This is a genomic window from Sphingomonas sp. HMP6, from assembly GCF_013374095.1.
Lineage (GTDB): Bacteria > Pseudomonadota > Alphaproteobacteria > Sphingomonadales > Sphingomonadaceae > Sphingomonas.
This window is the reverse complement of the sequence record NZ_AP022672.1, coordinates 183809-197613: the sequence shown is the minus strand read 5'-3', so window position 1 is coordinate 197613 and position 13805 is coordinate 183809. Positions and strand designations below refer to the sequence as shown.

The following is a 13805-nucleotide window of genomic DNA, read 5'->3' as shown; positions in this document are numbered from 1 at the left end:
AGGGGCGTCGCGATGCCGTTCACGACACTGGAACAGTTCCTCTTGCTGGGCACCGTGCTGCTCGGCGGCTGGTTGCTGGGCTATGCCAGCGCACCGAACGCCGCCAAGTGGAAGCGGCGGCTGCGTGCACAATCCGAGCGCTTCACCGCTGTGCAGGCCGAAGCGAAGGATCGCATCCGCGCCGCAAACCAGCGCGCGACCGATCTGCACAGCGACCTGGAGGCGGTGCGCGCCGACCATGCCGAGGCGGAACGGACGATCGCGGGGCTGCGTGGGGCGACCGCGGCACCTGTGGTGAAACCGGACTCCGAACCCGAAACACCCCGCAAGGGCTGGTTCGAGCGCGCCGATTAGCCAGCGCGGCATACCGTGGCGCGGCGCGCGCGGTCGAGCGCGGGGAAAGTTGCGCGATCGGCCACGAGGATCCGCACCAGCGCAATGCCCCGCGCACCTCGCACGCGGACCGCCTGATACCCCGCCGGAACCGCCTGCCCTTCCCGCGCAACGGCGACGCGGAACGGCTTGCCCTGCGCTTGCCCGCCATTGCGGACGAAGGCGGTGTCCGTCCGCGAATCGAAGATCGACAGCGACCAATAGGGCGCCGCCACCGGCACCGCGTCGATCAGCAGCGGCGCCTTCGACACGTCATACGGGCAGGACGAATAGGCCAGATCGGGGCTGGGCCGGACGATCCGGCGGCTGCTCGCATCGGCGAGCGGAACGTGACTGAAGCGGCCGAAGCCGCCCTCCGACACACGCCGGATCGCCGCGCCCATCAGCACGTCGGGCGTGAAGACCAACCCGGCATAGCAGGTCGCGCCCGCCACGATCAGGCCGAGCAGGACAGGGCCGGTCCAGCGCGCCATCAGCATCCCTCCCGCATGATGCGCGGCAGGACGTCCACGCTCGGATTGCCCGCCCCGCCGTCGGTCGGCAGATAGGTGCGCAGCGTTAGTTCGAGCCGCGGCACCCCGCCGCTCGGCAGCCACGCGCCGGGCTGCTGCGTCGGGGCGAGCCGGATCGACCAGCCGCCGCGCCCGCCGCTTTGGAAGGCGTTGCTTGCCACCGAAAAACGGTTGGCGGGGTTCGCGATGAGATAACCCGCCGGATCATAGGCGGTCATGCTCCACCATGCGGCGGGCAGTTCGCCGCCAAGGATCAGATAGCGGCAGCGCCCGTCGAGCGGCGCGCCGTCACTGTCGGTGGCGGCGGTGTAATAGCGCGCCTCCTGCGCCGGGAGCGCGAGCAGACCCTTCACCGCCACCACGGCGCGGGTGTACGGATCGGCGCTGGCCGAGCCGAAGCTGCGGCCCGTGGCCCAGGGGCCGATCGCGACATTGTTGCCGAGGGCGGCGTTGCGGACAAGCCAGACCGCCCCGCCAAGCCCGACTGCCGCCCCGGCAAGCGCGCCGATCAAATAGCGCGCCCAGCGTTTCACTTCCGTGCCGCAAGCGCCGCTTGCGCCGCCGCAAGCCGCGCGATCGGCACGCGGTAGGGCGAGGCCGATACGTAATCGAGGCCCGCGCCTTCGCAGAACGCGATGCTCGCTGGGTCGCCGCCATGTTCCCCGCAAATGCCGAGCTTGATGCCGGGCCGCGCCGCCCTGCCCCGCTCCGCCGCCATTTCGATCAATTGCCCGACGCCCTCGACATCGAGGCTGACGAACGGATCGCGCGCGTAGATACCGCGCTCGACATAGGTCGTCAGGAAGCGCGCCGCATCGTCGCGGCTGACGCCGAGCGTGGTCTGCGTCAAATCGTTGGTGCCGAAGCTGAAGAACTCACCGATCTCGGCGATCTCACCCGCCATCAGGCAGGCACGCGGCAGCTCGATCATCGTGCCGACGAGGTACTCTAGCGTGGTGCCGGTATCGGCGAAGACGGCCTGCGCGGCCTTGTCGACCACGATCTTCATCAGCTCCAGTTCGCGGCGCGTGCCGACGAGCGGGATCATCACTTCGGGGATCGGCGCCGCGCCCGATTTCTGCGCGACGAGAACCGCCGCCTCGAAGATCGCTCTAGCCTGCATTTCGTAGATTTCGGGATAGGTTACGCCCAGGCGGCACCCGCGATGGCCCAGCATCGGGTTGAATTCGTGCAATTCCTGCGCACGGCGCTTGAGCACGTCGACCGCGATCCCCGCCGCTGCCGCGACATCGGCGAACTCGCTTTCCTCGTGCGGCAGGAATTCGTGCAAGGGCGGATCGAGCAGGCGGATCGTGACCGGCAGGCCCGCCATCACTTCGAACAATTGCACGAAATCGCTGCGCTGTTCGGGCAGCAGCTTTTCGAGCGCCACCCGCCGACCGGCTTCATCCTCGGCCAGGATCATCTGGCGGACGTTGGTGATGCGCTCGGCATCGAAGAACATGTGTTCGGTGCGGCACAGGCCGATGCCCTCGGCGCCGAATTCGCGCGCGACCTTGGCGTCCAAGGGCGTTTCGGCATTGGCGCGGACCTTGAGGCGGCGCGCGCCATCGGCCCAGACCATCAGCGCGGCGAAATCGCCCGAGAGTTCGGGCTGCACGGTCGGCACTTCGCCCGCCATCACTTCGCCGGTGGTGCCGTCGATCGTGACCATGTCGCCTGCTTTGATCTCTCGGGCACCGACGCGCATCACGCCCGCCTTGGCATCGATCGAGATGCTGCCCGCGCCCGAGACGCACGGGCGCCCCATGCCGCGCGCGACCACCGCCGCGTGGCTGGTCATGCCGCCGCGTGCGGTGAGGATGCCGCGCGCCGCGTGCATGCCGTGGATGTCCTCCGGCGAAGTTTCGGTGCGGATCAGGATCACCGAATCCCCCGCCGCAGCGCGCTTCTCGGCGGTATCGCTGTCGAACACCGCGAACCCGCTCGCAGCACCTGGCGAGGCAGGCAGGCCCTTGGTCAGCACGTCGCGCACTGCCTTGGGGTCGAGTGTCGGGTGGAGCAATTGATCGAGCGCTTGCGGATCGACGCGCGCGACCGCCTCGTCGCGGGTGATGAGCCCTTCCTCGGCCATGTCGACCGCGATCTTCAGCGCGGCCTTGGCGGTGCGCTTGCCCGATCGGGTCTGCAGCATCCAGAGCTTGCCCTGCTGCACGGTGAATTCGATGTCCTGCATGTCGCGATAGTGCGTCTCGAGCAGGTCGAAAACTTGCGCGAGTTGGGTGAATACCACCGGCATCGCCTCTTCCATCGAGAGCGGCTTGGCCCCGGCCGCCGCGCGCGCGGCGGTGGTGAGATATTGCGGGGTGCGGATGCCGGCGACGACATCCTCGCCCTGTGCGTTGATCAGGAATTCGCCATAATAGGCCTTGGTCCCGATCGCCGGATCGCGCGTGAAGGCGACGCCCGTTGCCGAGGTGTCGCCCATATTGCCGAACACCATCGCCTGGATATTGACGGCAGTGCCCCAGCTTGCGGGGATGTCGTTGAGGCGGCGATAGACCTTGGCGCGCTCCGACTGCCACGATCCGAACACCGCGCCGACTGCACCCCAGAGCTGGTCATGCACATCCTGCGGAAAAGGCTTGCCCCATTCCGCCTCGACCAGGCGCTTATATTCGGCGACGAGCTTCTGCAGGTCGGCGGCGGTCAGATCGGTGTCGAGGAAATAGCCATTGTCCTCCTTGGCGATTTCCAGCGCATCCTCGAACGCGGCATGGTCGAGTTCGAGCACCACGTCCGAGTACATCTGGATGAAGCGGCGATAGCTGTCCCACGCGAAGCGCGCGTCGCCGCTGGTGGCAGCCAAGCCCTCGACCGTCGCATCGTTGAGGCCGAGGTTGAGGACGGTGTCCATCATGCCGGGCATCGAGGCGCGTGCACCGCTGCGGACCGAAACGAGCAGCGGATCGGCGGCATCGCCGAAGACCTTGCCGGTGATGCCTTCGATATGCGCGATGCCGGTGGCGACTTCGTCGCGCAGGCTCTGCGGGAATTGCCCGCCTTCGTCATAATAGACGGCGCAGAAGTCGGTCGAGATGGTGAAGCCGGGGGGCACCGGAAGGCCTATCGACGCCATCTCCGCAAGGTTCGCGCCCTTGCCGCCGAGGAGGTTGCGGTCCCCGCGCCCGCCATCCGAAACGCCGCCGCCGAAGCGATAGACATAGTGTGTCATGTCATTCCTCTAAGTGTCTGATTTCGCTGGGGAGGCGATCTTAAAGTCACAGGTGAGTCGCACCATCGACGATGCTAACCCTCGATCTTCGAGAAATCGGCGACGCTGTGGACGGCGGCACGGACGCGATCGAGCAAGGCGAGCCGCGCGGCGCGCTTGGCGGCGTCGGGGTCATTGACGATCACGGTTTCAAAGAACTGGTCGATCGGCGCGCGCAAGCTTGCGAGTGCCGCCATTGCGCGTTCGAAATCCTCGGCTTCGATCGCGGCGGCAGCGGCGGGTTCGGCTGAGTCGAGCGCGGTGGCGAGCGCAGCTTCTGCTGGTTCGGGCGTGTAGGACAGCGTTTTTTGCTCCCTCTCCCCTCCGGGGAGAGGGCTGGGGAGAGGGGCCGAAACGGAGGACGGCGTTTGGGACTGCCCCTCTCCCCGACCCTCTCCCCGAAGGGGAGAAGGAGAAGAAGAAGCGCCAAACCCCTCCTTCTTCAAGATATTCGCCGCGCGCTTATACCCGGCGAGCAAGTTCGTGCCGTCCTCGGTCCCGATGAACGCCTGCAACGCATGCACGCGGGCGAGCAAGCGGACGAGATCGTCCTCCCCCCCGAGCGCGAACACCGCGTCGATCAGGTCGTGGCGGACGCCGGCTTCGCGTTGCTGGACTTTGAGGCGGTCGGCGAAGAACCAAACCAGCCCCGCGTCACCAGTCGCGATCTCATTCAACAGCAGCCGATCAAGCTCGGCTCGAAAATCCTGCCGCCCATCGTCGCGCTGACCTGACGCGATCACATCTGTCATCGTCTCGAGCGTATCGTCGAGACTAAAGCGCAACTGATTGTCGAGCACGAGGCGAATGATGGCGAGCGATGCACGCCGAAGCGCAAAGGGATCTTTTGAGCCGGTCGATTTTTCGCCGATCGCGAAGAAGCACATCAGCGTATCCAGCTTATCGGCCAAACTCACCGCCACCGTTACCGGATCGGTCGGCACGGCGTCGCCCTGCCCGACCGGCTTGTAGTGATCGCGGATCGCGGCGGCGACCTGGGGGTCTTCGCCTTGCGCGGCGGCGTAATAGCCGCCCATCAGGCCCTGCAGCTCGGGGAATTCGCCGACCATGCCGGTGACGAGATCGGCCTTGCACAGGCGGGCTGCGCGTTCGGCTTGGTTGGCCAACTTCTCCCTCTCCCCTTCAGGGGAGAGGGTCGGGGAGAGGGGCTGTACTGGGTTATCGAGCGGAACGCCGGTTGAAGCGTCCCCCTCTCCCCGGCCCTCTCCCCGGAGGGGAGAGGGAGCAGAAGAGACAATCCCCTCCTCAACCAGCCACCGCGCGAGTTTCGCCACCCGGTCGACCTTGTCCGCCACCGTGCCGAGCTTTTCGTGAAACACGATCCGGTCGAGCTTCTTGGCTTGCTCCTCCAGCGGCACCTTCAAATCGGTGTCGTAGAAGAATTTCGCGTCCGAAAGCCGCGCGGCGAGGACCTTGCGGTTGCCCTCGACGATCTTCGCGCCGCCATCGCTCGCATCGATATTGGCGGTGCAGACGAAGGCGTTGGCCAGGGCGCCCGCGGCATCGCGGCACACGAAATACTTCTGGTTCACCCGCGCGGTGAGCTGGATGACTTCGGGCGGCACGTCGAGGAACGCCGCATCGAAGCGCCCGAGCAGCGGCACGGGGAATTCGGTGAGGCCGGCATTCTCGGTCAGCAACCCCTCGTCCTGCACGAGTTCGAGCCCGGCCTTGCGCGCGGCCATCGTTGCGCCGAGCGCGATGATCTGGCGGCGTTCGGCCTGATCGACGATGACGTGGCAGGCACGGAGTTTCTCGACGTAATCGTCGGCGTTACCGATCGTGATGATGCCGGGATGGTGGAACCGGTGGCCGACGGTGGCTGCTCCGCTGACGATGCCGGCGATCTCGCAGGGGACGATCTCGTCACCGAACAAGGCGACGATGCCCTGCAACGGACGAACCCAGCGCAGCGATTCCATCGTGGTGGATTGGGCGCCCCAGCGCATCGCCTTGGGCCAGGGGAAGGCGCGGATGATCGCGGGGATCGCCTCGGCCAGCACGTCGGCGGTGGCGCGGCCGGGTTTGTCGATCACCGCGAAGAGCACGCCGTCCCGCTCGACCAATTGATCGCGCGTCAGGCCGGTCTTGCGCAGGAAGCCTTCGAGCGCTTGCGGCGGCGCGCTCGCCTTGGGGCCCTTGGTTTCCTCCGACACGGCGGCGGTTTCGGCGGGCAGCCCGCGTGCGATCAGCGCGAGACGGCGCGGGGTCGCGTAGGTGACGAGGTCGCTCGCAGCGAGGCCGGCCTTGGCGAGCTCGGCGGCGAACAGCTTGGCGAGATCCTCGCGCGCACGATCCTGCATCCGCGCGGGGATTTCTTCGGAGCGAAGTTCGAGAAGGAAGTCGGTCATCATTTTTCCCTCTCCCCGCTTGCGGGGAGAGGGCAAGCGAGCGCAGCGAAGCGCGGGAGAGGGGCAGTCACTCGGACGGCAGTTCCCAGCACTGCCCCTCTCCCCGACCCTCTCCCCGCCAGCGGGGAGAGGGAGACTTTCGTGCCCCCCATCATGCCGCCCACCCGTTGCGGTCCATCCAGGCCTGGCAACTGCCCTTCGCGAGATCGCGGACGCGGCCCATGTAGGCCTGGCGTTCGGCGACCGAGATGACGCCGCGTGCTTGCAGCAGGTTGAAGACGTGGCTGGCCTTGATCGCTTGCTCATACGCCGGGATCGGCAGCTTGGCCTCCAGGCAATTCTCGCATTCGGCCACGTGTTTGCGGAATTGGTCGAACAGGCTGTCGGTGTCGGCGATTTCGAAATTCCAGGTCGACATCTCGACCTCATTCTCGTGGAACACCTCGCCGTACGTCACGCCCGCATCGTTGAACGCGAGATCGTACACGCTGTCCTTGTTCTGGATGTAGAGCGCGAGGCGTTCGAGGCCGTAGGTGAGTTCCCCCGCGACGGGTTTCATGTCGAAACCGCCCATTTGCTGGAAATAGGTGAACTGCGTCACCTCCATGCCGTCGCACCACACTTCCCAGCCGAGCCCCCACGCGCCGAGCGTCGGCGATTCCCAATCATCCTCGACGAAGCGGATGTCGTGAAGCAGCGGATCGATGCCGATCGCGGCGAGGCTGCCGAGGTACAATTCCTGCAAGTTCGGCGGCGAAGGCTTCAGGATCACCTGATATTGATAATAATGCTGCAGCCGGTTGGGATTCTCGCCGTAACGCCCGTCGGTCGGGCGGCGGCACGGCTGGACGAAGGCGGCGTTCCACGGCTTGGGGCCGAGCGCGCGCAGCGTCGTCGCGGTGTGAAACGTCCCCGCCCCCATCTCCATGTCATAGGGCTGGAGGATCAGGCAGCCATGATCGCTCCAATAGCTGTGGAGCCGGAGGATCATCGCCTGGAAGCTGAGGGGTTGGTCGGTCACGCGGCGGGCTTTGCCGCAGCGCCGCGAAGGGGTCAACCGCGCGCGGCGCGCATCGCGGTAAAGTCGTCCAGCACTGACTTTTTGTCAGGGGTAGTTGACATTGTCGCGACTCACTGTCATTTAGTCATGGACGGCTGACATTGGGTCAGCGTCGCATGACGGAGGGTTGCAATGCGCAAGGCAGACAGACGCCCGATGACGCCTGCCGAGGGCGACGCATGGTTGCTGTTCACGACGCTGGCGATGACGTTTCTGACGGTGATCCTGTCACTGTCGAGCGCATCGTGACGATGCCGCGGATATGGAACAGGATGTGAAGAACCGGCTGAAAGTGCTGCGCGCCGAGCGCGACTGGAGCCAGGCCGAGCTCGGCGGGCGGCTGGGCGTGTCGCGGCAAGCGGTCAACGCAATCGAGACGGGCAAATACGATCCGTCGCTCCCGCTGGCGTTCAAGCTGGCGCGGCTGTTCGAGATGCCGATCGAGGAGATTTTCGATGACGAGACTGGAACCGGCCATGCCCAATAAGGACCTTGGCCCCGGCGAAGCCGCCGACCGGGCGCGGTCGCGGCGGACCGCGATCAATTTCACCATCCTCGCGTTGCTCGGCGGCGTGGTCGGCTTCACCGCCGCACTGGTCGAACAACCCGATGCGCCGATCAGCGCGGGCGGCACAATACCCGCCTGGTTCGCGATCCTGGCGGCGACGGTGTTCGTCGTCGCGGTGGTCGCGGGCAGCGTGGCCTACTACCGCAACATGGATGAGCTGCAACGGCTCGACAATTACTGGGCGACGACGGTGGGCGCCAACGTCTTCCTGCTCGCCTACCCGGTGTGGCTGGTCCTGTGGAAGGGCGGACTGGTGCCCGCGCCCGACGCGATGATCCTGTATCTCGTGGTGCTTGCCACAACGATGACCGCCTATTTCTGGCGCAAATTGCGCTGACCCCTCACCCCCATCACAAAGGACGTTCTATTATGGACACGAAGACGATGACGGTCGCGCTCGCGGCCCTGCTGCTCGGCGGCAATACCGCGCCCCAAGCGGCCCCTGCGCCTGCCCTGACGATGGTCGATGCCGACCCGGCGCTGTGGGTGGTCAAGGACAAGGACACGACGATCTATCTGTTCGGCACGGTGCATGTGCTCAAGCCCGGCCTGTCCTGGTTCGACGAGGCGGTGAAGACTGCGTTCGACAAGAGCGACCAGCTCGTGCTCGAAATGGTAACGCCGGAGCCAGCCGCGATGCAGGCGCTCGCGATCAAGACCGGCTTCACCGCGAGTGGCCCGACGCTGCCCGAAAAGCTCGGCGAGGCGGACCGTGCGGCGTATCTGAAGGCGCTGGGCGAATTCGGCATCCCGGCGGCCGCACTTGACCGCGCCAAGCCGTGGATGGCGGCGATCACCCTCACCACGGTGCCAATCATGAAGCTCGGCTATGATATCAACCAGGGCCCCGAGCATGTCTTGACCGCGGCCGCGACCACCGCGAAAAAGCCGGTGATCGGGCTCGAGACCGCCGAGGAACAGCTCGGCATCTTCGATGCGCTGCCGGAACCGGTGCAGATCAAGTTCCTCGACCAGACGGTGCGCGATCTGCCCAAGGCGGCCACGGAAATCGGCACCATGGTGTCGAACTGGAGCGCGGGCGATCCCGACGCGCTGGCCAAGACGATGAACGAAGGCATGGTCGAGCAACCCGAAGTGAGCAAGGCGCTGCTGACCGATCGTAATATCCGCTGGGCGACCTGGATCGACAATCGGATGAAGACGCCGGGGACGGTGTTCATCGCGGTCGGCGCCGGGCATCTGGCGGGCAAGGACAGCGTGCAGGTGCAGCTCGGCACGCATCACCTGAAGGCGACGCGCGTGCAATACTAACGGGCGCGCGGCGGATGCGCCGGATTGCGCGATCGCTGGGGCCCCTGGCGATCGCGCTGACCCTCCTGACCGCCGCGTGCAGCCGGCCGCGCCCTCCGATCGAGGCGCGGCCGGCGCTGTGGCGCGTGGCGGACGCGGACACGACGATCTGGCTGTTCGGATCGATCCACGCGCTGCCGCCGGAGGTGCGCTGGCAGACGCCGGAGGTGGAGCGTGCAATCGCGGCGGCGGATACGCTGATCCTCGAAGTGCCGCCTGCCGACGCGGATGCGGCGCGCGCCGAGTTTCTGACCGTGGCGCAGCGGGATGGCTTACCGCCGATCCGCGAACGCGTGGCGCCTGTCGATCGTGGCGTTCTGGAGCGCGGCATGGCGATGGCGGGTGTGGCGCCCGAGTCGCTGGACCGACTGAAGACCTGGGCGGCGGCGCTGACGATCGGCGCGGCGGCGGGGCGGCGCGAAGATGCGAGCGGCACGGACGGGGTTGAGCCCGTGCTGACCGCGCGCTTTGCCGGACGTGCGATCGGCGCACTGGAAACGCGCGGCGGTCAGTTCGCGGCGTTCGATCGCTTGCCCGAGGCTTCGCAACGCGCGCTGCTAGTGCGGGCCGCACGCGATGCAGTGCAGCCCGATGCGGGATACCGGCAGTTGCTCGCGGCCTGGGCGGCTGGCGATGAAGCGCGGCTGGCCGCGACGCTCGATCCGATACGGGGCGACGCCGCGCTGATGACGGCGCTGGTGACGACACGCAACGCACGCTGGGCGAGCGCGATCGTGCGGCGGATGGCGCGGCCGGGGCGCGTGTTCGTGGCGGTCGGCGCGGGGCATCTGGTCGGCGCAGATTCGGTCGTGGCGATGCTGCGCGCGCGGGGGTTGCGGGTGAAGCGGGTGGAGTGACGGAGCGCGGTTGCGTTATTCACCCCCCTGCCCTATAGGCGCGCGCTTCGATCAGGGTCATCCCTGGAGGCCTGATCGATCATCTGAACCCTAACGTAATCGGAGTTTGCAATGAGCGACCAATTGACGCTCGCAGCCGAGACGCGCGAACAGGTTGGCAAGGGAGCCTCCCGTTTGCTTCGTCGTGAAGGCCGCGTCCCCGCCGTTATCTACGGCAACAAGCAGGAACCCCTGTCGATCCACGTCGAGGAAAAGGCGCTGATGCGTCTCCTGATGACGGGTCACTTTATGAATTCGGTCGTCATGGTCGAAGCCGGTGGCCAGCAGGTTCGCACCCTGCCGAAGGACGTCGCGTTCGACGCCGTCACCGAACGCCCGACGCATGTCGATTTCCTGCGCATCGGCGCGCACACGACGGTTCACGTCAATGTGCCCATCGTGTTCACCGACGAAGACGATTGCCCCGGCATCGCCAAGATGGGTGGCGTGCTGAACGTCACGCGTCATGAGCTGGAACTGGTGTGCGATGCCGCCGAAATCCCCGCCGAGATCACGATCTCGCTCAAGGGTCTCGACGTCGGTGCATCGATCCACATTTCGGACGTGAAGCTGCCCAAGGGCGTCGAGCCCGCGATCACCGACCGCGATTTCGCGATCGCCACGATCGTGCCGCCGACGGTGCCGACGGTTGCGGATGAAGAAGCCGACGCCGCAGTCTCCGAGGCACAGGCTGCAGAGTCTGAAGCCGAAGCCGCTGCAGACGATGCGGCCGAAGCGGAAGCCGACAAGGCCGAATAACCTGCGCCCTTGCGGGATGCAGGCAATCGGGGCAGCGGGGGCGAGAGCTTCCGCTGCCCCGTTCGTTTGAAGGACAAAGACGATCGTGCAACTCTGGGTCGGCCTCGGTAACCCCGGCGCGCAATACGCGCTCAACCGGCACAATGTCGGTTTCATGGCGGCCGATACGATCGCCGATTTCCATGATTTCGGCAGCGTTAAGAAGGCGTTTCAGGGCTGGACCCAGGAAGGCCGGATCGGCGGGCAAAAGATCCTGCTGCTCAAGCCCGCGACCTTTATGAACGAAAGCGGCCGCAGCGTCGGTGAGGCGATGCGCTTCTTCAAGCTCGAACCCGATGCGGTCACCGTCTTCTATGACGAGCTCGACCTCGACCCATTCCGCGTCAAGGTGAAGACGGGCGGCGGGGCGGCGGGCCATAACGGCATCCGATCGATCGCGCAGCATATCGGCGAGGACTTCCGCCGCGTGCGATTGGGCATTGGGCATCCGGGGCACAAGGACAAGGTCAGCCCCTATGTGCTCGGCAATTACGCCAAGGCCGAGATGGACCCGCTTGCCGAGTTGCTCGGCGCGGTATCGGCCGAGGCGGCATGGCTGGCGGCGGGCGACGACCAGCGGTTCATGAGCGATGTCGCCCTGCGATTAGGAACTGGAAAATGAGCGTACGGACCCTGTTCGCGACCCCGTTTTACGAGGGCAAGTTGAAGAATGCGGCGCTGGTCGCCGAGCTCGACCGGTCGTGCCAGGCGCTGGCCGTGGATGATCGCGCCGGGCGGAGCTGGTCGAAAGACCATGGCTATCGCGGCTATACGTCCTATGCCTCGCTCAACGACCTGCTGCACCGCGATCCGGCATTCGGCGATCTCGTCAAGCTGCTCAACAAACATGTCGCCAAATTCGCCGAGGACTGCGCGTTTGAGCTGAACGATCGCAAGCTCAAGCTCGACAGCCTGTGGGTCAACGTCCTCAAACCCGGCGGCACGCATTCGGGCCATGTCCACCCGCACAGCGTCATCTCGGGCACGGTCTATATCGTGGTGCCGCCGGGGGCCGGAGCACTCAAGCTCGAAGACCCGCGCCTGCCGATGATGATGGCCGCGCCGTCACGCCGCGCCGATGCGGCGGAGAGCCTCAAGCCGTTCGTGTATATCGAGCCGCAAGCGGGCAGCGTGTTCCTGTGGGAAAGCTGGCTGCGGCACGAAGTCGTCCCCGGCAACGCCAAGACCGAACGGGTGAGCATCAGCTTCAACTACCGCTGGTAAGTTCCGGCCACTGGCATTCCGGCGCGCTAGGCCGTATCGGCGGCGCATCACCATATTCGTGCTTCAAGGATCATCATGGGTTTTCGCTGTGGAATCGTCGGGCTGCCCAATGTCGGCAAGTCCACCCTGTTCAACGCGCTGACGCAGACGGCGGCGGCGCAGGCGGCGAACTATCCGTTCTGCACGATCGAGCCGAACGTCGGTAACGTCGCGGTGCCAGACCCGCGGCTGGACAAGCTCGCCGCAGTGGCAGGCTCGGCCAAGATCATCGAGACGCAATTGGGCTTCGTCGACATCGCCGGGCTGGTGCGCGGCGCGTCCAAGGGCGAGGGTCTGGGCAACCAGTTCCTCGGCAACATCCGCGAAGTCGATGCGATCGTCCATGTGCTGCGCTGCTTCGAAGATGGCGACGTCACGCATGTCGAGGGCAAGGTCGATCCGATCGCCGATGCCGAGACGGTCGAGACCGAGCTGATGCTGTCCGACCTCGAAAGCCTCGAGAAGCGCGTGCCCAATCTGCAGAAGAAGGCGACGCAGGGCGACAAGGACGCGAAGATCGCCGCATCGGTGCTGGCGCAAGCGCTCGATCTGCTGCGCGAGGGCAAGCCTGCGCGGCTGACCGTGCCGAAGGACGAGGACGAGGCGCGCGCCTTCGCGCAGGCGCAGTTGCTGACCGCCAAGCCGGTGCTCTACGTCTGCAATGTCGATGAAGCCAATGCCGCCGAGGGCAATGCCTTTTCCGCACGCGTGTTCGAAAAGGCCAAGGCCGAGGGGGCGGAGGCCGTCGTCGTCTCCGCCGCGATCGAGGCCGAAATCGCGACAATGGCGGCGGACGAGCGCGGCGAGTTCCTGGCCGAGTTGGGCCTGTCGGAAACCGGGCTGACGCGCGTCATCGTCGCCGGGTACAAATTGCTGCACTTGCTCACCTTCTTCACCGTTGGGCCGAAGGAAGCGCGCGCCTGGACCGTGCATGTCGGCGCGAAGGCCCCGCAGGCGGCGGGCGAGATCCACACCGATTTCGAAAAGGGCTTCATCCGCGCCGAGACGATCGCGTTCGACGATTACGTTACGCTGAAGGGCGAAGCGGGCGCGCGCGATGCGGGCAAGCTCCGCGCCGAGGGCAAGGGTTATGTCGTCGCGGACGGCGACGTGATGCACTTTTTGCATAGCTGATGCCGATCGCGCTGGTGCGTGCGCCAGCATGCCCGCTGAGAATGTCGCGAATGACAAGCTGTTTCCGAAACCGCCGGATCCGTTGCACCACCGCAAATTCGGTGTGCGCAAGCGCGAGGCTGGCTATGCGTACCGGATGCCGCTGGTCGGGCCGGTCGCGCTCCCGCTCGGCGGTGCGGGCGGCGTGGATGACAAGCCCCCGCGCTGGATGCGGCCGATGGCCGCTTTCTGCTGAGTGTCAGCGTGTTCGCAAAGGTGTCGCT

General features: G+C 66.1%; 15 protein-coding genes. 10 read left to right on the top strand and 5 right to left on the bottom strand.

Translation table 11 applies throughout. The features are described from left to right. Positions 1-12 precede the first annotated feature (12 nt). A complete protein-coding gene (locus tag HMP06_RS00930) occupies positions 13-354 on the top strand; it encodes a hypothetical protein (RefSeq protein WP_176495388.1) in 342 nt (113 codons plus the stop codon). Here the strand turns inward: HMP06_RS00930 and HMP06_RS00925 are convergent. The 5 genes from HMP06_RS00925 to HMP06_RS00905 all read right to left on the bottom strand — a co-directional run bounded on the left by HMP06_RS00925 (position 351) and on the right by HMP06_RS00905 (position 7503). Beyond that, on the bottom strand, positions 351-866 hold the full coding sequence (locus HMP06_RS00925; protein WP_176495387.1) for a DUF1254 domain-containing protein: 516 nt from the start codon (positions 864-866) through the stop codon (positions 351-353). The genes HMP06_RS00930 and HMP06_RS00925 overlap by 4 nt on opposite strands. Continuing rightward, on the bottom strand, positions 866-1438 hold the full coding sequence (locus tag HMP06_RS00920; RefSeq protein WP_176495386.1) for a DUF1214 domain-containing protein: 573 nt from the start codon (positions 1436-1438) through the stop codon (positions 866-868). The genes HMP06_RS00925 and HMP06_RS00920 overlap by 1 nt, the downstream gene beginning before the upstream one ends. Beyond that, entirely contained in the window at positions 1435-4101 is a 2667-nt protein-coding gene (gene ppdK, locus HMP06_RS00915) for a pyruvate, phosphate dikinase (protein WP_176495385.1), read from the bottom strand. The genes HMP06_RS00920 and ppdK overlap by 4 nt, the downstream gene beginning before the upstream one ends. A 74-nt stretch (positions 4102-4175) precedes the next feature. Beyond that, the gene (glyS, locus tag HMP06_RS00910) at positions 4176-6512 is read right to left on the bottom strand and encodes a glycine--tRNA ligase subunit beta (RefSeq protein ID WP_176495384.1); all 2337 of its coding nucleotides are present in this window, start codon (positions 6510-6512) and stop codon (positions 4176-4178) included. A gap of 151 nt (positions 6513-6663) precedes the next feature. Continuing rightward, positions 6664-7503 (bottom strand): glycine--tRNA ligase subunit alpha, encoded by an 840-nt coding sequence (locus tag HMP06_RS00905; RefSeq protein WP_176498316.1) that lies wholly within the window; start codon positions 7501-7503, stop codon positions 6664-6666. Between the two features lie 343 nt (positions 7504-7846). Here HMP06_RS00905 and HMP06_RS00900 point away from each other — a divergent pair, with 343 nt between their 5' ends. The 9 genes from HMP06_RS00900 to HMP06_RS00860 all read left to right on the top strand — a co-directional run bounded on the left by HMP06_RS00900 (position 7847) and on the right by HMP06_RS00860 (position 13777). Further along, complete coding sequence (locus HMP06_RS00900) at positions 7847-8059, top strand: helix-turn-helix transcriptional regulator (RefSeq protein ID WP_176498315.1); 213 nt, start codon at positions 7847-7849, stop codon at positions 8057-8059. Next, positions 8028-8477 carry a hypothetical protein gene (locus HMP06_RS00895; protein WP_176495383.1) on the top strand — a complete coding sequence of 150 codons (450 nt, stop codon included), beginning with the start codon at positions 8028-8030 and terminating at the stop codon, positions 8475-8477. The genes HMP06_RS00900 and HMP06_RS00895 overlap by 32 nt, the downstream gene beginning before the upstream one ends. A gap of 32 nt (positions 8478-8509) precedes the next feature. Further along, positions 8510-9412 (top strand): TraB/GumN family protein, encoded by a 903-nt coding sequence (locus HMP06_RS00890; protein WP_232089798.1) that lies wholly within the window; start codon positions 8510-8512, stop codon positions 9410-9412. Between the two features lie 14 nt (positions 9413-9426). Beyond that, a complete protein-coding gene (locus HMP06_RS00885; protein WP_176495382.1) occupies positions 9427-10308 on the top strand; it encodes a TraB/GumN family protein in 882 nt (293 codons plus the stop codon). 111 nt (positions 10309-10419) lie between these two features. Then, complete coding sequence (locus tag HMP06_RS00880; RefSeq protein WP_176495381.1) at positions 10420-11106, top strand: 50S ribosomal protein L25/general stress protein Ctc; 687 nt, start codon at positions 10420-10422, stop codon at positions 11104-11106. A gap of 85 nt (positions 11107-11191) precedes the next feature. Continuing rightward, positions 11192-11767 carry an aminoacyl-tRNA hydrolase gene (gene pth / locus HMP06_RS00875; protein WP_176495380.1) on the top strand — a complete coding sequence of 192 codons (576 nt, stop codon included), beginning with the start codon at positions 11192-11194 and terminating at the stop codon, positions 11765-11767. Next, entirely contained in the window at positions 11764-12369 is a 606-nt protein-coding gene (locus HMP06_RS00870; RefSeq protein ID WP_176495379.1) for a TIGR02466 family protein, read from the top strand. Before pth ends, HMP06_RS00870 begins: the two co-directional genes overlap by 4 nt. 75 nt (positions 12370-12444) lie before the next feature. Continuing rightward, positions 12445-13542, top strand: coding sequence for a redox-regulated ATPase YchF (gene ychF / locus HMP06_RS00865; protein WP_176495378.1), 1098 nt, complete (start codon positions 12445-12447; stop codon positions 13540-13542). 28 nt (positions 13543-13570) lie between these two features. Beyond that, on the top strand, positions 13571-13777 hold the full coding sequence (locus tag HMP06_RS00860; RefSeq protein WP_176495377.1) for a hypothetical protein: 207 nt from the start codon (positions 13571-13573) through the stop codon (positions 13775-13777). Positions 13778-13805 lie beyond the last annotated feature (28 nt).

Bases quoted from the DNA above. Each gene is read 5' to 3' on its own strand.
- HMP06_RS00930 (WP_176495388.1), top strand. From the start codon at position 13: ATGCCGTTCACGACACTGGAACAGTTCCTCTTGCTGGGCACCGTGCTG.
- HMP06_RS00925 (WP_176495387.1), bottom strand. From the start codon at position 866: ATGGCGCGCTGGACCGGCCCTGTCCTGCTCGGCCTGATCGTGGCGGGC.
- ppdK (WP_176495385.1), bottom strand. From the start codon at position 4,101: ATGACACACTATGTCTATCGCTTCGGCGGCGGCGTTTCGGATGGCGGG.
- glyS (WP_176495384.1), bottom strand. From the start codon at position 6,512: ATGACCGACTTCCTTCTCGAACTTCGCTCCGAAGAAATCCCCGCGCGG.
- HMP06_RS00905 (WP_176498316.1), bottom strand. From the start codon at position 7,503: ATGATCCTCCGGCTCCACAGCTATTGGAGCGATCATGGCTGCCTGATC.
- HMP06_RS00895 (WP_176495383.1), top strand. From the start codon at position 8,028: ATGACGAGACTGGAACCGGCCATGCCCAATAAGGACCTTGGCCCCGGC.
- HMP06_RS00890 (WP_232089798.1), top strand. From the start codon at position 8,510: ATGGACACGAAGACGATGACGGTCGCGCTCGCGGCCCTGCTGCTCGGC.
- HMP06_RS00885 (WP_176495382.1), top strand. From the start codon at position 9,427: ATGCGCCGGATTGCGCGATCGCTGGGGCCCCTGGCGATCGCGCTGACC.
- HMP06_RS00880 (WP_176495381.1), top strand. From the start codon at position 10,420: ATGAGCGACCAATTGACGCTCGCAGCCGAGACGCGCGAACAGGTTGGC.
- HMP06_RS00870 (WP_176495379.1), top strand. From the start codon at position 11,764: ATGAGCGTACGGACCCTGTTCGCGACCCCGTTTTACGAGGGCAAGTTG.
- ychF (WP_176495378.1), top strand. From the start codon at position 12,445: ATGGGTTTTCGCTGTGGAATCGTCGGGCTGCCCAATGTCGGCAAGTCC.
- HMP06_RS00860 (WP_176495377.1), top strand. From the start codon at position 13,571: ATGCCCGCTGAGAATGTCGCGAATGACAAGCTGTTTCCGAAACCGCCG.